At 69.8% G+C, this 18765-nt stretch carries 18 protein-coding genes; 4 read left to right on the top strand and 14 right to left on the bottom strand.

All coding sequences use genetic code 11. The annotated features are described in order from the left end of the window. Positions 1-102: 102 nt before the first annotated feature. From MKK51_RS11585 to MKK51_RS11570, 4 genes are all read right to left on the bottom strand, one after another. Complete coding sequence (locus MKK51_RS11585) at positions 103-363, bottom strand: hypothetical protein (RefSeq protein ID WP_227436491.1); 261 nt, start codon at positions 361-363, stop codon at positions 103-105. A gap of 163 nt (positions 364-526) precedes the next feature. After that, entirely contained in the window at positions 527-1753 is a 1227-nt protein-coding gene (locus tag MKK51_RS11580; protein WP_243977199.1) for an adenylate/guanylate cyclase domain-containing protein, read from the bottom strand. 202 nt (positions 1754-1955) lie between these two features. Beyond that, positions 1956-2639, bottom strand: a complete 684-nt coding sequence (gene metW, locus MKK51_RS11575; RefSeq protein WP_243977198.1) for a methionine biosynthesis protein MetW — start codon at positions 2637-2639, stop codon at positions 1956-1958. A gap of 5 nt (positions 2640-2644) precedes the next feature. Next, complete coding sequence (locus MKK51_RS11570; protein WP_279601082.1) at positions 2645-3853, bottom strand: homoserine O-acetyltransferase; 1209 nt, start codon at positions 3851-3853, stop codon at positions 2645-2647. A 293-nt stretch (positions 3854-4146) separates the two neighbouring features. Here MKK51_RS11570 and MKK51_RS11565 point away from each other — a divergent pair, with 293 nt between their 5' ends. The 3 genes from MKK51_RS11565 (at position 4147) to MKK51_RS11555 (ending at position 7170) form a co-directional block, all read left to right on the top strand. Continuing rightward, complete coding sequence (locus MKK51_RS11565) at positions 4147-5010, top strand: chorismate mutase (RefSeq protein ID WP_243977197.1); 864 nt, start codon at positions 4147-4149, stop codon at positions 5008-5010. A gap of 86 nt (positions 5011-5096) precedes the next feature. Then, positions 5097-6218 carry a pyridoxal phosphate-dependent aminotransferase gene (locus MKK51_RS11560; RefSeq protein WP_243977196.1) on the top strand — a complete coding sequence of 374 codons (1122 nt, stop codon included), beginning with the start codon at positions 5097-5099 and terminating at the stop codon, positions 6216-6218. Continuing rightward, the gene (locus MKK51_RS11555; RefSeq protein WP_243977195.1) at positions 6211-7170 is read left to right on the top strand and encodes a prephenate/arogenate dehydrogenase family protein; all 960 of its coding nucleotides are present in this window, start codon (positions 6211-6213) and stop codon (positions 7168-7170) included. Before MKK51_RS11560 ends, MKK51_RS11555 begins: the two co-directional genes overlap by 8 nt. A gap of 194 nt (positions 7171-7364) precedes the next feature. Here MKK51_RS11555 and MKK51_RS11550 read toward each other — a convergent pair whose 3' ends face one another. From MKK51_RS11550 to MKK51_RS11505, 10 genes are all read right to left on the bottom strand, one after another. Further along, positions 7365-8462: a DUF2125 domain-containing protein gene (locus MKK51_RS11550; RefSeq protein ID WP_243977194.1), complete on the bottom strand. Its 1098-nt coding sequence runs from the start codon at positions 8460-8462 to the stop codon at positions 7365-7367. A gap of 105 nt (positions 8463-8567) precedes the next feature. Then, a complete protein-coding gene (locus MKK51_RS11545) occupies positions 8568-8963 on the bottom strand; it encodes a hypothetical protein (RefSeq protein ID WP_243977193.1) in 396 nt (131 codons plus the stop codon). A 199-nt stretch (positions 8964-9162) separates the two neighbouring features. After that, on the bottom strand, positions 9163-9942 hold the full coding sequence (locus MKK51_RS11540; RefSeq protein ID WP_243977192.1) for a lysophospholipid acyltransferase family protein: 780 nt from the start codon (positions 9940-9942) through the stop codon (positions 9163-9165). Positions 9943-10014: 72 nt separating this feature from the next. Then, positions 10015-11751 (bottom strand): gamma-glutamyltransferase, encoded by a 1737-nt coding sequence (ggt, locus tag MKK51_RS11535; protein ID WP_243977191.1) that lies wholly within the window; start codon positions 11749-11751, stop codon positions 10015-10017. 86 nt (positions 11752-11837) lie between these two features. Beyond that, positions 11838-12320, bottom strand: coding sequence for a hypothetical protein (locus MKK51_RS11530; protein WP_243977190.1), 483 nt, complete (start codon positions 12318-12320; stop codon positions 11838-11840). A gap of 9 nt (positions 12321-12329) precedes the next feature. Beyond that, the gene (rlmN, locus tag MKK51_RS11525; protein WP_243977189.1) at positions 12330-13616 is read right to left on the bottom strand and encodes a 23S rRNA (adenine(2503)-C(2))-methyltransferase RlmN; all 1287 of its coding nucleotides are present in this window, start codon (positions 13614-13616) and stop codon (positions 12330-12332) included. Positions 13617-13710: 94 nt separating this feature from the next. Continuing rightward, entirely contained in the window at positions 13711-14130 is a 420-nt protein-coding gene (locus MKK51_RS11520) for a hypothetical protein (protein ID WP_027171400.1), read from the bottom strand. Between the two features lie 142 nt (positions 14131-14272). Next, positions 14273-14962, bottom strand: a complete 690-nt coding sequence (locus MKK51_RS11515) for a uracil-DNA glycosylase (RefSeq protein WP_243977188.1) — start codon at positions 14960-14962, stop codon at positions 14273-14275. Then, on the bottom strand, positions 14959-16479 hold the full coding sequence (locus tag MKK51_RS11510; protein WP_243977187.1) for a bifunctional metallophosphatase/5'-nucleotidase: 1521 nt from the start codon (positions 16477-16479) through the stop codon (positions 14959-14961). Before MKK51_RS11510 ends, MKK51_RS11515 begins: the two co-directional genes overlap by 4 nt. Before the next feature lie 120 nt (positions 16480-16599). Further along, on the bottom strand, positions 16600-17553 hold the full coding sequence (locus tag MKK51_RS11505) for a class I SAM-dependent methyltransferase (protein ID WP_243977186.1): 954 nt from the start codon (positions 17551-17553) through the stop codon (positions 16600-16602). Positions 17554-17680: 127 nt separating this feature from the next. Between MKK51_RS11505 and hemH the strand changes: the two genes are divergently transcribed. Continuing rightward, positions 17681-18763 (top strand): ferrochelatase, encoded by a 1083-nt coding sequence (gene hemH, locus MKK51_RS11500; RefSeq protein ID WP_027171396.1) that lies wholly within the window; start codon positions 17681-17683, stop codon positions 18761-18763. The last annotated feature ends 2 nt before the right edge of the window (positions 18764-18765 follow it).

Genomic DNA, 18765 nt, shown 5'->3' with positions numbered 1-18765 from the left:
CGCGGAGCCGACGATCGTCCAGATCAGGCCGCCCGCGAAGGCGCCGATCATGGCGTAGGAAAAGCCCTTCAGAGCCATGTTCGTCCCTCTCGTCCCGAAGGATCAGCAGCGGTTTCCGCCGGAGGTCTGACCGTATTGCTGGACCGGGAAATTCGGCTGGTTGGCGTTGCCTTCGGCGGCCGAGCTCATCGGGCAGCCGAGATAGGCGGGCGGGCGGCTGACTTCCCTGAGGGAGCCGGTCTCGGTGACGTCGTAGGGCGAGAAAGCGGTGTAGCGCGAGGGGCGCTCGAACGCCGTTGCAGAAGAGATCGAAGCAGCGCCAAGCACAAGAGCGGTAGCGACGGCGGCGATACGGTTCATCATGGCGTTTGCTAAGTTCCTTTACAGTGCAGACCAGATATTTGGCCCGCTTCTCTCTGTATGAAACTTATATAGGAAGTCTTTTTCCGTCACGACGTGTCACGGCACACGAACCATGCGGGATTAAGGGACGGCCCTGCCCATGGCGTCCGGCCCTGGTTACGCCTCAGGGCGCGACCGCGTAGAGCCGCGGCCCCGCGGCCTCGCTCACAGTCCCGGCCGAGATCCAGTTGAGGCCGCTGGCTCCGGAGCCGGCGAGCAGATCGCGAAAATCCTCCGAGATGGCGATCGGGAGGTCCGCGGCCTTGGCCTGCGCCTCGATGCGCGCGAGGGTGTTCATGGCCGGACCGAGAACGGTGAATTCCGCGCGGTGGCCGTCGTCGAAGACGCCGACGAGGACGTCGCCGGCATGCAGCGCGATGGTGACGCGCAGGGAGGGAAGGCCTTTCTCCGCGAGGCGCCGGTTGAGGGCCGCGAGCCGCAGCTGGACCGCCTCGGCACAGGTGAAGGCCGCGCGCGCCTGCGCCTGGGGAGGCCCGACGAGGAACTGCGCCAGCACCCCGTCGCCGATGTACTTGTCGATGATGCCGCCGCGCTCCGTCACGGCCCGGTGCGTCAGGGCGCGCATCTCCATGAGGACCTCCACCACCTGCTGGGGCGGCCGCGTCCGCGTCAGCGCCGAGAACCCGCGGATGTCGAGGGCGAACAGGCAGGCGTGGCGCTCCTGGACCTCGCCCGGACCGCCGCCCTGCGCCAGATCCTCGGCGACGGCGGCCGGCACGAAGCGGGTGAGGATCAGGCGCTCCCGCTCCAGCCGGAACGTCGCCGCCACCGCCCAGGTCAGCCGCCGCAGCCCGTCGAGGACCACGAGGCTGGCGACCATGAAGGTGAGGAGCCCCGGCACCTCCTCGTCGAGGGTGACGTGGGGTCCCAGATGATGGCTCTCGGGGGAGAGGTAGACGAACAGGATGGCTCCGCCCCACCCCGCCGTCACCAGACCGGCGAAGAGGCAGGTGTGCCAGACGCGCATGGTCAGCGCGGTCTGCAGCAGGATCAGGAAGGCGGGGAGCCGGCTGGCGGCGGCGGCCGCCTCCTCCGTGTCGGCGGCGCCCAGGAACATGTGCTCGATGAGGACGTAGATCGCGACGCTGGCATTGAGCAGGGTCGAGCCCCAGCTCAGCCACTCTCGGCTCGGCTCCAAGGGAATGCCCGCGCCCGGCGCCGTCCGGAGGCTGACCAGGGCCAGGAGGATCGAGGCTCCGGCATAGGCCGACAGCACGACCCAGTGCCCCAGGCCGTGGATCGATCCGTCATAGGCCTGCGCGGTGACGAGCAGGACCAGGACGATGAGCAGCTGCAGGGCGAAGGACCGGCCGCTCGAGGCCTGCTGCAACTGCGTGATCGTCGGCGAACGCGGCTCTTCCCCGTGTGCCCGGTCTCGATCCCCGGTTCTCAATAGCTGTCTCCTCCTGCGCCATCGGCCGCTCCTCATGCCGGATGCGGCCCGCGCAGGCCATCGGTGGAGATTGCCGCATGCCGGGTCACCGGCAGCCGCTCCCCGGCTTCGCAGGAGGGATGTGGTCGCCCCGATCGCCCTATACGGCGTCGGACGGGGATCCGTCGCCGCGCCGCAGGAGGAACACCCCTTGCGCGCCGAACAGGTTCCAGACCCACCACGGCATCGAAATCCGCATCGGCCGGCCGCGGGCGTCGAGCGCCGTGGCCTTCTCGATCTCGGCCCCCACGGTCCGGCACAGGCCGACGAAGTCGCGGATGGTGCAATGGTGGATGTTCTGGGTCTCGTACCACTCCTCCGGCATCAGTTCGGTCACCGGCATCCGACCCCGGAAAGCCAGTTCCGAGCGGACCCGCCAATGGCCGAAATTCGGGAACGAGATCACCACCTGCCGGCCGATGCGGAGCAGGTGCTCCAGCACGATGCGCGGGTTGCGCGTCGCCTGGATGGTCTGGGACAGGACCACCACGTCGAAGGCGTCGTCGGGATAATTGGCCAGGTCCGTGTCGGCATCGCCCTGGATCACCGGCAGGCCACGCGCGAGACACGCGTTGACGCCCTCGCGGGAGAGTTCGATGCCGCGGCCGTCGATGCCGCGCCGGTCGCGCAGAAGCGTGAGCAGGGTCCCGTCGCCGCAGCCGATATCGAGGACGCGGGCGCTGGGCGGGACGAGGCCGAGCACGACGAGGTGGTCGACGCGGGCGCCGTCGCTGCGCGGCAGCGTGTCGGTCGTGCTCCAGGGGGCGAGGGCCACGCGGGTCACCGACGTCACAAGCCCCTGGCCCGTGCCGCGGCGTCGATGAAGCCCTTGGCGGCGTTGAACATCACCGGCTCGTCGAGGAGGAAGGCGTCGTGGCCCTTGTCGCTCTCGACCTCGACGAAGGCGACCGAGGCCGAGGCCGCGTTCAGCGCATGCACGATGGCGCGGGAATCGGCGGTGGGGAACAGCCAGTCGGAGGTGAAGGACATCACGCAGAACCGTGTCCTGGTGTTGCGGAAGGCGTTGGCGAGCACGCCGCCATGGTCGGCCGCGAGGTCGAAGTAATCCATGGCGCGGGTGAGGTAGAGATAGGCGTTGGCGTCGAACCGCTCGACGAAGCTCAGGCCCTGGTGGCGCAGGTAGCTCTCGATCTGGAAATCGGCGTTGAACGAGAAGGTCGGAGCATGGCCGCCCTGGAAGCGGCGGCCGAACTTGCGGTGCAGGGCCGGCTCCGAGAGGTAGGTGATGTGCGCGCCCATCCGCGCCACGCCGAGGCCCTTGGCGGGCCGCGTCCCGGCCTCCAGGTAGCGCCCTTCCGCCCAGGCCGGGTCGGCCATGATCGCCTGGCGGCCGACCTCGTGGAAGGCGATGTTCTGGGCCGAGTGCCGGGCGCCCGTGGCGATGGGCATCGCGGCGAAGACCCGGTCGGGATAGAGGGCCGCCCATTGCAGAACCTGCATGCCGCCCATGGAGCCGCCCACGCAGAGGAACAGGTCGCGGATGCCGAGCCGGTCGAGAAGCATCGCCTGACCCCGTACCATGTCGCGGATGGTCACCAGGGGAAAGTCGAGGCCGTAGGGCTTGCCCGTGGCGGGATCGGCGGAGGCCGGACCCGTGGAGCCCATGCAGGAGCCGATCACGTTCGAGCAGATCACGAAGTAGCGATCGGTATCGATGGGCTTGCCCGGTCCCACCAGGGTCTCCCACCAGCCGCGCTTGCCCGTCACAGGATGGGTGTGGGCGAAATGCTGGTCCCCGGTGAGCGCATGGCAGATCAGCACCGCGTTCGACCGGTCGGCGTTGAGAGTGCCGGCCGTCTGGTAGGCGATCCGGAACGGCGCGAGATCGACGCCGGCATCCATCGCGAGCGGTTCGTCGAGGCCGAACACGGCCACCGGGCTTCGCGGATCGAGGGAGGGCGGCGCATCCGTCGGGATGCCGTCCTGGCGGAGGTTCCCTCCGTCGGGCCTTGCGAGACTGTCGAGCGACATGGTCATCAGGCGTCTTCGCGCGTTGTTCGCCGATTCGCTTCCGCGGCGATGCGAGGGGGGCGGCCGGTCGCCACACCATCGACGCGTCGCGAAGGTCCATCCCCATCGATGCCCGGCCCAGCCGGACGACATGTGGGCGTAATGTGCGCATGCACGGGCGTCAACGAAAGGGGCCGCCCGCGAGTAAGGTCACACCCGATGCTCTGGTCCTGGGGCTTCGGGAAACGTAGACACGATACGCCGTACCCTTCATGCGGGAACGGCCATCCTCACACCCGCCGCCGGACGCGACAGCCCGCATGCGCTTCACCACGAGACCCGCACCGCCCCTCGACAACCTCGCCGAGCTGCGCGCCGAGATCGACCGGATCGACGCGGAGATGCATGCCCTGCTGATCCAGCGCGGCTCGATCATCGACCGTCTCATCGCGGTCAAGCGCACCTCGGCCAGCGGCTCGGCCTTCCGGCCCGGCCGCGAGGCTTCGATGATGCGACGCGTGGCCGAGCGCCATCGCGGGCTGCTGCCCCTCGACACCGTGGAGGGGATATGGCGGGTCATCATCGCCACCTTCACCTGGGTCCAGGCCCCGTTCAGCGTTCATGCGGACATTTCCGGCGGCGACGCGCCGATGCGCGACTCGGCACGCTTCCATTTCGGCTTCACGGTGCCCTACCGGCCGCATCCCACCTGCGCGGCGGTGATCGAGGCCGTGGCCGCCTCGCGCGGCGATCTCGGCATCTTCCGCCTCGACCCCGACGGTTCCGCGCCGCCGAGCCAGGAGGCGCCGTGGTGGGAGGGTCTCGTCGGCGAGGGACGTCCCAAGGTGATCGCGCGGCTGCCCTTCATCGAGCGGCCGACCCATCCCGCCGGCACACCGGTCTTCGTGGTCGCCAATCCCCTCGACGACCCGGCCGCCGCCCAGCGCGACTGGGTGCTCCACGCCGCCCGGCTCGAGAGCTGGACGCCCGAGAGCGCCCGTGCCCTGCAGGATCTCTACGGCGAGGTGGTGGCGCGCGCGGCGGTCACGGACGGTCACCGCCTTCTCCTCGCCGTGCCGGGCGGCGTCGGCGGCCGGCAGTTGCGGGAGACCCTGGAACGGGCCGGGGCGACGGTGGAACGCCTCGACGAGATCGGCAGCCACGCCGCCCGGTTCCGGGTCTGACGGCGAGCCGGGAGACGGCCGGTTCTCTCGTCAAGGCGGGCAAGCTGCGTTAGAGGGGCAGCCTGACCTCCAGCCGGCCCGCGCTCATGTCCTCCGCTCCCTCCGTGTCCCGTCCCGTTCCCCGCCCCGGAATCCTCGCCATCGAGGCCTATGTGCCCGGCAAGAGCGGCGCCCCCGGAGCGGCGAAGGTCCATAAGCTCTCCTCGAACGAGACGCCCCTGGGCCCGAGCCCGCTGGCCATCGAGGCGATGCGCGAAGAGGCGTTCCGCCTCGCCCTCTATCCGGACGGCAATTCCACGCGCCTGCGCGAGGCCATCGGCCTCCGCTACGGGCTCGATCCCGCCCGCATCGTCTGCGGCGCCGGGTCGGACGAGCTCCTGTCCTTCCTCGCCTACGCCTATCTCTCGGAGGGCGACGAGGGGATTTTTACCGAGCACGGATTCCTAGTCTACCGCATCGCCATACTGGCCGCCGGCGGTACCCCCGTGGTGGTGCCCGAGCGCGACCTGCACGCCGATGTCGACGCGATTCTCGCCGCCGTCACGCCGCGCACGAGGATCGTCTACCTCGCCAACCCCAACAACCCGACCGGCACCTACCTGCCCTTCGCCGAGATCAGGCGCCTGCATGCGGGCCTGCCGCCGAACGTCCTCCTCGTCCTCGACGGGGCCTATGCCGAATATGTGCGGACCAACGATTACAGCGCTGGTCTCGAGCTCGTCCTCGAGGCCGAGAACGTCGTGATGACCCGCACCTTCTCGAAGATCCACGGTCTCGCCGCCCTGCGGATCGGCTGGATGGTGGGTCCGCCGGAGGTGGTCGACGCGGTCAACCGCATCCGTGGGCCGTTCAACCTGTCGGCCAGCGCCATCGCGGCCGGGGCGGCGGCCATCGCCGACGAGGCGCATGTGGCGGCGGCGGTCGCCCATAACGAGACCTGGCTCGCCTGGACGACGGAGGTCGTCTCCTCCCTCGGCCTCGCGGTCACGCCGAGTGTCGCGAATTTCATCCTCGTCCACTTTCCCGACGAGCCGAATCGCAGCGCTGCGGAGGCCGACGCCTATCTCACCGCGCGCGGCGTGATCGTGCGGCGGGTCACGTCCTATGGGCTGCCCGACGCCCTGCGCGTCACCATCGGCGGCGAGGAGGCCAATCGGGCCTTCGTCACGGCGCTCACCGCCTTCGTGAAGGACGGCATCCGTGCCTGAGGCCAGCCCCGTCTGCCAGCGCCTCGCCATCGTCGGCCTCGGGCTGATCGGCTCCTCCATCGCGCGGGGTGCACGGCAATACGGGCTGGCGCGGAGCATCGTCGCCATCGACCGCGACCCGGCGGTGATCGAACGGGTGCGGGCGCTCGGCCTCGCCGACGAGGCGACGGGCGAGACCGAGGGCGTCGCCGGCGCCGACCTCGTCATCCTGTGCGTGCCCGTGGGTGCGGTCGGTGCCGTCGCCGAGGTCATGGCACCGCATCTGAAACCCGGCGCCATAGTCTCGGATGTCGGTTCGGTGAAAGCATCCGTGGTCGCCGCCGTCGCGCCGCATCTGCCGGACGGCGTCCATTTCGTCCCGGCCCATCCCGTGGCGGGCACCGAATATTCCGGCCCCGATGCCGGGTTCTCGACCCTGTTCTCGGGCCGCTGGTGCATCCTCACCCCGCCGGAGGGCACCGACGAGGCCGCCACCGCACGGGTCCAGGCCTTCTGGGAGGGGCTCGGCGCCATCGTCGAGAGCATGACGCCGGAGCATCACGACCTCGTGCTCGCCATCACCAGCCACGTGCCGCACCTCATCGCCTACAACATCGTCGGCACCGCCGCCGATCTCGAAGCGGTGACGCAATCGGAGGTCATCAAGTTCTCGGCCGGCGGGTTTCGCGACTTCACCCGCATCGCCGCCTCCGATCCGACCATGTGGCGGGACGTGTTCCTCACCAACAAGGACGCGGTGCTGGAGATGCTCGGCCGCTTCAACGAGGATCTCGCGGCCCTGGCCCGCGCCATCCGCTGGGGCGACGGCGACGCGCTGTTCGACCTGTTCACCCGCACCCGCGCCATCCGCCGGGGCATCGTCGCCCTGGGGCAGGAGACGGCGGAGGCGGATTTCGGCCGCAGCCGCACCCCGCCGGAGCCGGCGAAGGACGAACCGGTCTCGGGGCGTTAGTGCCCTGTCCGGCGGATGGGGTCCTGGGGGGCTGGATCGATGGGTCGCTCACGGATGAGGTCGTATGGCGGATGACCGTCCAAACCCGTCTGCTCCCCATCGAGGATCCATGAATACGGCGCCCCCCCTCTCCCCGCGGTCGCGGAGAGGGGGAAGCCTCCCTGGAAAGCAGGTTCCCGAAGCGACGGGCCCGCTCAATACAGCGGCGGCACCTGGACGTTGGGAATCGGGAACGGACCGAGCATCAGGCGACCATCGGCGAGGCGCAGGGGCGGCATCGCCTTGAGGGACGGGTCTCCCGCCGCCGCGGGTGCCGCGGCCGCATCGGCGTCCTGGCGGCGGCTCGCGCCACCGAGGAGCTTGCCGACGAGGCCTCCGATCAGGGCCCCCTTCTCGGCCCCGAAACGCTGGCCCATGATCTGGCCCACCAGGGCCTCCACCCCGGCAGCGCGGAGATCGATCTGGCCGCTGGGGCGGTGCTCGTCGTCGAGGGCGATCTTGCCCTGGGCCTGGAGACGGCGGTCGCCCTTGGCCAGGGAGAGCAGGGCGATGTCGAGGCTGCCGCCGGCCCGGCGCCAGGTTTCGAGCTCGCGCGCCACCTGTCCCGTCCGGATGACGGCCGCCTGATTCACCGTGGCATCCAGCGCCATGTCGATGGGGGCGGTGTTGCCGAGGAGGGGATCGAGCGCCGGCACGCTCGCCTGCGTCAGCCGCAGGCTGGTATCGACGGCACCCTCGGTGGCGAAGCGGACGGGTGTCGGGCGGGCGTGGAATTCGAGGTGCCCGGCCGCCACGGCGATGGGCTGCGGTCCGGCATTCTGCACGCTGACTTTCGGTCCATCCACCGCCAGGGAGGCCCGCGTGAACCCGTCGGAGGTTCCGTGGAAGCTCCCTTCCAGCGAGGTCCAGCTGGCGTCGGCGACGAGGCCGTCCTGTTCCACGTGGAACGGTCCGCTCGCCTGCAGGATGCCCTGACGCGGCTGATAGACCTGGACCACCGCCGTCAGAGGCCCGAGGGTGAAGCGGCTGTCCGCCCGCGAGAAGGCGAGGGAGGCGCAGCGCAGCTCGATCCGGAACGGATAGCCGGTGATGGAGCGGTCGGCGCAGGTCCAGCTGCGCCCGGCCGAGGCCTCGCGGGCCACCCAGGCATCCATCTCGGACGCGGCCTTGCCGCGAATCCAGAACCAGCCCGCGCTCCAGAGCAGGATGACGGCGAGGAGGAGGATGTAGGGCAGGAATAGGCCGGTCCGCGATGGCCGTTTCCTGGCCGTCAAATCCGGTGCCTGCGCCATCGTCCACTCGCCTCGCTCTCGAAGCCCCGCCGCCGTCGACGGGGGTTCCTTCGTGAGTGAGCTTTGGCGGGTCTCAAGGCGGCGAAAGCATGGCCGCCCGCCGATTCAGGCGGCGACGCCCGTGATCTGATCCATGGGCCGGTCCATGGGCCGGTCCACATGAAGATCGGCGACGATCTCGCAGCGCTCGGCCTCGTCCTCGGCCAGGCGGTGGACATGCATCTCCGTGGCGCCGCCATGGCGGGCACGGGCGATCCAGTTGCGGGTGAGCCGCTCGCGCGGGCTCGATCCGGCCGCGGCCACGGCGACGAGTTCGCCGATCCCGGCGGAATCCCGCCGCACGGCCATCACCACCGCCTCGCCCATGTCGTCGAGTTCGAGCTCGGCCAGTTCGTGGATGCCGACGACGTAGCGGCGCCCGGACCGGCCGCGCCAGGCGCTCAGCGCCAGGGCGGGAGTTCCACGCAGGCTGGCCGCCGTCCTGAGACGTACTTCGCGCATGGATGGATCTCCGGATCAGAGGATGGGCGTCGGTGAAGACCGTGTTCCGCGCCCCGTGGGGCGGGAACGAACACGGCCTTTCCGTTCGCCCTTTGTTCCAGAGTAATCTTAACAATTTCCTCCCGTCAAGAGTCGCGCTTTCGCTCTCCGCAGGGTGCCTCCGACCCACTTATCCACAGCCTGTGGAAAGACGGCGTGTTCAAGCGGTCCGGGATTGTTCTCCGACGGCACCGGTCTCCGGCACGGCATGACCGCGCGCCGCCAGATCCGCCCGGCCGGACGCCAGGAGAGCATCGGAGGCGGCTTCGATCCGAGTCTGCATCTCCTCGAGGAACGCCGTGCGTTCGAGGCCGGGGGCGATGGGGGCGAGGAACTCGATCACCGTGGTGCCGGGGCGGCGGGTCAGCCGACGGCGGGGCCAGTAGAGGCCGCTGTTGAGGGCGACGGGCAGGCAGGGGACGCCGAGCGCCGCGTAGAGATGGGTGATGCCGAGCTTGTAGGCAGGGGGCGAACCCGGCGCCTTGCGGGTTCCCTCGGGGAAGATGATGAGCTGGCGCCCGTCGCGGATGGCCCGGTCCGCCGCCTCGTTCATCGCCGCCATGGCGCGGGCGCCCTTGGAGCGGTCGATGGCGACCATGCCGGAGCGGGAGAGGTACCAGCCGAAGAGCGGGATCCAGAGCAGTTCGCGCTTGAGGATATAGGCGAAGTCCGGGAAGGCGGTGACGAGGGCCAGGGTCTCGAGGGCGGATTGATGCTTGGACGCCACCAGGAGTGCGCCGGGCGGGCGGTGGTGCAGACCCCTGAACTCCACGCGCACGCCCCCGACCACGCGCAGCAGCCACAGGCTCACCTTGGCCCAGAACCGGGCGACACGGATGCAGGCGCGCTCCGAGACGAGGGACGGCAGGCCGCCGATCGCGATGAGGGCGGTGGCGAGATAGAAGACGATGTTGAAGGCGATGGAGCGGAGGATGTGCATCGGAAACCCGGACTGATGCCCTTCCTGTAGCGCGCACCGTCCCGCCGCACCATCCGCCGGACCCGAACCGCCTTATTCGCCCTCGGCCAGGGTTCCGCGCTGGCGCGTGTCGGCGGCCCCGGCCACGAGCCCGTCTCCCGTCATCACGGAATTCGCCGAGCCCGAACTCGACCCCACCCGCACCGCGTGCCCTTTCGCCCGGAGCAAGGCGAGGGTGTCCGGCGAGAGCCCGTCCTCAGCGAACAGAACATCGGGCCGCCATTGGTGATGGATGCGCGGGGCGGTGACGGCCTCGGCGAGGTTCATGCGGAAATCGATGACGTTCACGATCACCTGCAGCACCGTGGAGATGATGCGGCTGCCGCCTGGACTCCCGGTGACGAGGACGAGGCGCCCGTCCTTGAGCACGATGGCCGGGGTCATCGAGGAGAGCGGCCGCGCGCCCGGCGCCACCGCGTTGGCGGGGCCGCCGACGAGGCCGTAGGCGTTGACGCTCCCGGTCTTGGCGGAGAAATCGTCCATCTCGTTGTTGAGGAGGACGCCGGTCCCCTCGGCCACGAGGCCGAGCCCGTAGGAGAAATTGAGGGTCGTGGTGGTGGAGACGGCGTTCCCGGCGCGGTCCACCACGGAATAGTGGGTGGTGTGGTCGGATTCGTAAGGCAGCGGGTCGCCGGCCTTCACCGCCTCGGCCGGACGGGCGCGGGCGGGGTCGATGGCGGCGCGCAGGGTGCCGGCATAGGCCTTGGCGGTGAGCCCGCGCACCGGCACCTCCGAGCGGGACGGGTCGCCGAGCCAGGTGGCGCGGTCGGCATAGGCCGGCTTCATCGCCTCGGCGAGGGTATGGAGCGCCTGGGCGCTGCCAGCGCCCATCGAGGCGAGATCGAACCCTTCGAGGATGTTCAGGATCTCGATCAGATGGACGCCGCCCGAACTCGGCGGCGGCATCGAGACGATCTCGTAGCCGCGGTAGGTCCCGCGGATGGGCTGGCGGATCGCGGGCCGGTAGGCGGCGAGATCGGCGGGCGTCAGCACCCCGCCGGCGCGTCTCGCCGCGGCCGCGATCCGCTCGGCGATCGGGCCGGTATGAAAGGCATCGGGGCCGCGTTCGGCGATGGCCGTGAGGGTCGCGGCGAGATCGGTCTGGACCAGGGTCTCGCCCCGCCGGAGCGGACGGTCGTCGCGGAAGAACACGGCCCGGCTCGACGGCCAGCGCCCGAGGCGGTCGGCGGCACGGGGCAGGGAATCGGCGAGCCCGCCCTCCACGGGAATCCCGTCCCTGGCCAGAGCCCGAGCCGGGGCGATGAGCTCGGCGAGGGTGAAGCGGCCGGAGCCGTAGAGGCGGTGCGCCTCGGCCAATCCGCGCACGGAGCCGGGAACGCCGACGGCCTTGCCGGTGCGGATGGACGCGCCGCGATCAGGCTGCCCGTCGGGGGCGAGGAACATGTCCGCCGTCGCCGCGGCAGGCGCCGTCTCGCGAAAGTCGATGGCCACGGTCTCGCCGGTCCCGGCCAGGCGGACGAGCATGAACCCGCCGCCACCGAGATTGCCCGCCTGCGGCAGCGTCACCGCGAGGGCGAAGCCCACCGCCACGGCGGCGTCGACGGCGTTGCCCCCGCCCTTCAGGATCGCGACGCCGACGCGGGTCGCCAGGGCGTCCTGCGAGGACACCATGCCATGGGCCCCGAGGACGGGGAGGATGCGGGCATCGTCGGAGGGGATCGGCGGCGGTTCCGGGACTGCCTGGGCGAGGGCCGGTGCGGACAGGACCGCGAGAAACGCCAAGGCGAGGCTGAAACGACGTCCGGTCATGCCCAATCCGTCATGCGAGGCTCTCCCACGGCATCCAGTGCCACAACCGATGCTCACGACAGGCAACGTTCGGCAGCCAGGCCCGTTCAGGCCCCTGCCGGCCGGTCGCGGATGGCGATCCAGCCATAGACCAGCCCGGCGGCCGCTCCGGCGAGGAACAGCAGGGCCGTCACTCGTCCCTCGACGGCGAGGTTGCGCGCGGTGAGGGAGCCGGACGCACCCCGCATCAGCCAGGGCACCAGGGCGGTGGCGAGGCCCGTGCCGAGGGCATAGGCCGTGGCCTTCTGCAGATTCATCGCCTCGCCGATGAGCGCCATGGCGACGGGCGGCAGCACCAGGAGGAAGAACCCGGCCCTGGCGAGGCCGGCGGCAAGGACGAGGATCGCGTCGGGTCCGATCCCGGAAGCGAGGTCGGTCATCCCCTGCAGGAAGCCGAACAGGCCGATCCGGGTCAGCGCCTCGCTGGAGACCGGATCGAGCAGGATGGCGGCGACGAGCACCAGGGCCCCGCAGGGAATCGCGAGGCAGAGGGCGAGGCTCGCCCAGATCAGGCGCCCCAGGAACCGCATGGGACGCGCTCAGCCGTCCTCGTCATCGGCCCCGGCATAGACGCCCTCGGCGCCGATCCCGTCTTCCAGCATCATGCGGGCGCGGGCGCGCAGCTTCTCGGTCTCGCTCTTGAGCTGGCCGCAGGCGGCGAGGATGTCGCGGCCGCGCGGGGTCCGCACCGGCGACGCATACCCGGCCTCGTAGACGATTTCCGAGAACTGCTCGATCCGCTCCCAGTCGGAGCATTCGTAGATGCTGCCGGGCCAGGGGTTGAACGGGATCAGGTTGATCTTGGCCGGAATGCCCTTGAGCAGCCGCACCAGCTCGCGGGCATCGGCATCCGAATCGTTGACGCCCTTCAGCATCACGTATTCGAAGGTGATGCGGCGGGCATTGTTGAGTCCGGGATAGTGGCGGCAGGCCGCGAGCAGTTCGGCCAGGGGATATTTCCGGTTGAGCGGCACCAGGGTGTCGCGCAGATCGTCCCGCACCGCGTGGAGCGAAATCGCCAGCATGGCATGGGCCTCGACCCCGAGCCGCTGCATCTGCGGCACGACGCCGGAGGTGGACACGGTGATGCGCCGGCGGGAGAGGCCGAGACCTTCCTGGTCCGACATCACGCCCACGGAATCGATGACGTTGTCAATGTTGTAGAGGGGCTCGCCCATGCCCATGAAGACGATGTTGGTGACGGCGCGGCGGGTCTCGTCCTCGCCGGCGGCCACCGGGTTCTGGCCGACCCAGTCGTTCAGCCGGTCGCGGGCCACCACCACCTGCGCGGTGATCTCGGCGGCGGTCAGGTTGCGCACGAGGCGCTGCGTGCCGGTATGGCAGAAGCTGCAGGTGAGGGTGCAGCCGACCTGGGACGAGACGCAGAGGGTGCCGCGGCCACGGCCGGGGATATAGACGCACTCGATCTCGGCGCCGCGATTGTGATCGTGCTTGCCGGTGGGCGCCATGCGCAGCAGCCACTTGCGGGTGCCATCGCGAGAAATCTGCTCGGTGACGACCTCCGGCCGCTCCAGGGTGTAGGCCCGCGCCAGCTCGGCCTTCAGGCCCTTGCCGACATTGGTCATCTGGTCGAAGTCGGTGGCGCCGCGGGCGTTGAGCCAGTGCCAGAGCTGGCCCGAGCGCATGCGCTGCTCGCGCTCCGACACGCCGATGGCGGCCAGACGCTCCTTCAGTTGCTCACGGGTCAGGCCGATGAGGGACGAGCGGCCCGGCGGAACGGCGTCCGGCTGGAACTCGGGAAGCTTCTCGATTGCGGTCACGACGCTGTCGTCGCGGCCGGCGGTGTCGACCGACGCCGTCGCCATGGATCACTCAACTTTCGGACTTGGAATCGGTCCGATATAGGCGATCCCGCACCGGAACGCGAATGTGTCCCGATGCGTGCCGGGAATGGCGGGGTTACTGGGCGGGTTTGGCCTCGGCGGGCGGCGTCGATTCGGCCGGTGCGCCCTCCATGGCGGCCGGCAGCAGCACGTTCTTGGTGACGTTGCCCTCGGGGCCGTATTCACCGGCCACCGCGAGGCAGGCTTGTTCGCGGTTGAGCTGCATCTGGTTCGACATCAGCGCGAAGATGGTCTGGACCTTGCCGCCGAAGGGGCCGCGCGGTCCGACATCGGCGGCGTTCACACCCTGCTTCTGCAGCAGCGCATCGAACTGATCGACGCCGACCCGGTAGCCGCAGACATTGGCGGCGGCGAAGATGTAGGCGGCGAATTCCAGGGCGCGGGGGGGCGGCGCGTTGCGGATCTGGGCCTCGGCCAGGGAGGTCATGAGCAGACCGGCGGCAAGGCCACCGGCGAGAACGGTTCTGGGGAGCATGGGCGGCGTTTCCTCGGCGACGTGATCTCGGGCAAGATCTCGGGCAAGATCCTGGGGCAGGCGCGGATTCTTAAGTTCCGCTTATGCTGCCCCACCGAGATAGACCGCCGGGCCGCCCTGTCAAAGCGACCGATGCGCTCCCTCAGTCCAGCGACCAGTCGATGGCCGCCAGGCCTCTGGCCGCCAGCCAGGCATTGGCCTCGTCGAAGGGCCGCGTGCCCGGAAAATCCCGTAGCCGGTTGAGCGGCGAGGGATGGCCGGTCTCGATCACCCCGCAGCGTGTCCGGTCGATCAACTCGGCCCGCGCGCGGGCCTGCGCGCCCCAGAGCAGGAAGATCGCGGGGGCCGGCCGGGCCGAGACGGCCCTCACCGCGTCGTCGGTGAGGGCGGACCAGCCGTAGCGCAGATGGGCGCCGGACTTGCCGGCCTCCACGGTGAGGGCCGAATTCAGGAGCAGCACGCCCCGTCTCGCCCAGGGTGTCAGGTCGCCGCTCGCCGGCCGCCCCGGCACTTCGGCGAGGATGACCTTGAGGGAGGCGGGAAGCCGGCGGGGGCCGACATAGGAGAAGGCGAGGCCGTTGGCGTCACCCGGCGTCGGGTAGGGGTCCTGCCCGAGGATGACGGCCTTCACATCCTCCAGCGGCGTCAGGGTGAGGGCACGGAAGACCGCATCGGGGGAGGGCAGGACGCTCGCCCCCTGTGCGATGCGTTCGTCGACCCGCGCGCAGACGGCTTCCGCCGCCCCATCGGAGAAGAACGGCAGCGTCAGCCAGGACGAGCCCGAGGCACGGAACTCGTCGAGGGCCAGGCTCAGCGGGCCGGGCGCCGTCACCGGATCACGATCCGGCCGCCATCGGGGACGGAGAGAGGGTCATGCCGGCCGATATAGGCCATCACCTCGTTGGCGACGAGCTTGCCGTCCGTGGCGCCGATGAGGGTGCGCCCGTCGGCGAGGAGGCCGTAGCCGTTGCCGCCCTCGTAGAGGAAGTTGTTGGAGGCCACCGTATAGGTGCGCGCCTCGTCGAGGGGCTGTCCGTCCACGAGGATGGACTGGATGCGGTGTCCCGCACTCGCCCCGGGATCGACGGTGACGACGAGCCCCGAGACCTGCGGGAAACGGCCGGCCGGGCGGCCGAGATCGGCGAGGGCCGATTCCAGCAGGGCCCGCACCTGCGCGCCCTTCAGGGAGACCAGGACCGTGGTGTTGCCGAAGGGCAGTTCGGTGAGGATGTCGCGCCGGGTCAGCACGGTGCCGGCCGGATAGAGCCGGTTGCCGCGAATGCCGCCGCCATTGGTGATGGCGATCTCGGCCCCCGTCGCCGCGCGGAGCGCATCGCCGACGAGATTGCCGAAACTGCCTTCGCGCAGGCGCACCGTCGAGATGCGGCTGTCGAGGGGCGTGCCGATCGTCCCCACCGGCACGTCGAGTTGCGTCGCCAGCCGCGCCTCGAGGCGCTGCGTCAGGGCGAGGGTCTCGGGGTCCGGCGTGACATCGGCGGTGTCGTGGATGCGGAAAGTCGGCTGCCAGGACAGGGTCCGGGCCTTACCCGTTCCCTTCACCGTCACGGCGACGTCGATGGCGGTGACGTAGCGGGCGTCGAAGCTCGATTCCGCCAGGAGGCTGCGGCCGTCATACTGCACGATGAGGTCGTGGTCGTGGCCCGAGAGCAGGATGTCGACGATCCGGGCCGCCACGATGGCCTCGTCGGTGACGCGCGCCGTATGGCAGATGCCGACGATGAGTTCGGCCCCCTCGTCCCGAAGGGCCTGGGACGCCGCGCGCAGCGTCTCGATCTCGGGACCGAAGACGAGGTCGCCGGATTGCGACTTCTCGGGGGTGCTGGCGAGGGTGATGCCCACGAGGCCGACCCGGATCCCGCCCAGGCTCACCACCATCCTGTCGCGGAGGCCCGCAAGGGGCTTGCCGTCCGCACCGCGCAGGTTCGCCGCGAAGACCGGAAAGGCCGCCTCGCCCATGCGCTGGGCGAAGGTGGTGGGGCCGAAATCGAATTCGTGGTTGCCGGGCACGAAGACGTCGGGCGGCGCGATGTTGAGGAGCTCGACGATATGGGCGCCGCGGTCGAACCCCGACATCAGGGAGGGGGAGAGGGTGTCGCCGGCATGGGCGTAGAGCATCGGCACGCCGCGCGCCCGCTCGGCCTTCACCACCGCGTTGAGCCGGGCAAATCCTCCGCGGCCATCCACCTCCGACATCAGGTAGACGTCGTTGACGAGAAGCAGGGTGAAGGTCGGCTCGATCGCCCCGGCGCCAGCGGGTGCGGCCAGGCCTGCCGCGAGACCCGCCCCGAGGCCGAGGCTCAGGGTCTGACGACGGGTGGGACGGGGCATCGCGATAGGTCTCCGGAGGACCGGGCGATGGCGTGCCCGCTCACGGCCGAGTGTGGACGCGATCGATGAAGCCGATGCAACAGCGGCGCGCCGCCTCCAGCTCTTGGTTCGAATGGCCGCTCAGCGCGACGCGAAACCGTCGCGGACCGCCTTGGCGTTGCGGCGGAGCATCGGCCAGATCCAGGCGCCGGAGACGAGATAGGCGGCGGCCGGCGTACCCTTGAGTTCGACGACGAGGCGCTCGGCGAGACCGGGATTGGCGAGTTCGCCCACGGGAGCGTCGGTCTTGCGGTAGACCACCGTGGTGTCCTCGCGCCAGTAATCGGGATGCGGCACGAGGCCGGCCCGGCGGGCGTTGAGGTCGAAGGTCTCGCGCACGAAGCCGTGGACATGGGCGAAGTGGAAACGCTCGTGCGGCGGCTTGCCGGTGGCGGCCATGTTCGGCACCGCCGCATAGATGACGCCGTCGGGCTTCAGCCAGCGCGACAGGCGCTCCATCACCACGGCCGGATCGCGCAGGTGCTCGAACACGTGATGGGTCGAGATCACGTCGAAATGCCCGGCGGGGAAGCGCCCGTCGTCGGCGTCGTCCAGGACCTCGACCTTGTGATGCTCGCGGGCATAGGCAGAATAGTCCCGTCCGGGCTCGATGCCGATGGCCTCGCAGCCCCTGGCGCGGGCCGCGGCCAGGAACTCGCCCGAGCCGGAGCCGAAATCGAGGACCCGCGCGCCGGGCTTCAGTTTCGGCGCCAGCAGATCGGCGCGGAAGGTCGCTTCGCGGGCCGAGCGGTTGAGGTGGTGGCGCGGCGGACCGCCGGCGAAGGCGAGCTGGTAATCGGCCCGGTAGGCATGGGCGTAATAATGCGCCAGTTCGTCCGGCGTCGGCATCGGGTCGGTGCGAATCAGGCCGCACTGCACGCAGGCGACGGATTTCAGGGTCTTCAGCCGCCGGTCGGTCTCGGCCACCGTCACCGTCTCGGCCGATCCGCACAGATTGCAGACCGTCGGTCCCCCCTTATAGGGGTAGCCGGTGAACGGCATGAAGTGGTTGAAGAAGTACCGGGGAGACGGCATGTCGCGCCTTCAAGCAAGAGATGGTCGCTGGCAGGCCTCGTGCTCTAGATAGATATGCTGCGCCAGACAACTGCGCCACCACGACCGCTTTGACAAACCGCGCCCTGCCGGGGCGCTCGGGAACCCGATGAACGAACGCGTCGAACCGACGTCCCTCAAGGACCTCAAGCCGTTGCAGACCAGCTCCTCCGCGACCGCCAGCCTGCCCTCCGACCACCCGCCCGTGCGCTGGGGCCGGGTCGGCGTGCTCCTGATGAACCTCGGCACGCCGGAGGGCACGAGCTACTGGCCCATGCGCCGGTATCTCAAGGAGTTCCTGTCGGATCGCCGCGTCATCGAGGTGCCGCGCCTGATCTGGTGGCCGATCCTCAACCTCATCATCCTCACCAAGCGCCCCGGTCCGAAGGGCCGCGACTACGCGTCCGTCTGGAACAACGAACGCAACGAGGGTCCGCTCAAGACCATCACGCGGGGCCAGTGCGAGCGCCTGCAGGCGGCGATGGGTGATTCGGTGGTGGTCGACTGGGCCATGCGCTACGGCAAGCCGGAAGTCTCCCTGCGGATCCAGGCGCTCCTCGACCAGGGCTGCGACCGCATCCTCCTGGTACCGCTCTACCCGCAATACGCCGCCGCCACCTCGGCCACCGCCTGCGATCAGGCCTTCAAGGCGCTGATGCAGATGCGCTGGCAGCCGACCGTCCGGGTCTCGGCGCCCTATCACGACGATCCGGTCTATATCGAAGCCATGGCCACCTCGATCCGCGAGGGGTTGGCCAAGCTCGATTTCGAGCCGGAGGTGATCCTCACCTCGTTCCACGGCGTGCCGAAGAGCTACCTCCTCAAGGGCGACCCCTATCATTGCCAGTGCGTGAAGACGGGCCGCCTCATCCGCGAGGCCCTGGGCTTCTCGACGGAGCGGATGCGCACGACGTTCCAGTCGCGCTTCGGCAACGAGGAATGGCTGAAGCCCTATACCGACGAGACCGTGCAGGCGCTGGCGAAATCCGGCGTGAAGCGCATGGCCATCGTGGCGCCGGGCTTCACCGCCGACTGCCTCGAGACCCTGGAGGAGCTCGACGGCGAGAACCGCCATTATTTCGAGGACAATGGCGGCGAGCGCTTCGCCTACATCCCCTGCCTCAACGACAGCGATCTCGGGATGAAAGTCATCGAGAACGTGGTCCGCCGCGAGCTCCAGGGCTGGCTCTGAAA

The organism is Methylobacterium sp. E-045, from assembly GCF_022829685.1.
GTDB lineage: Bacteria > Pseudomonadota > Alphaproteobacteria > Rhizobiales > Beijerinckiaceae > Methylobacterium.
The sequence above is the reverse complement of the archived record's forward strand: the minus strand, read 5'-3'. Positions and strand labels throughout refer to the sequence as shown.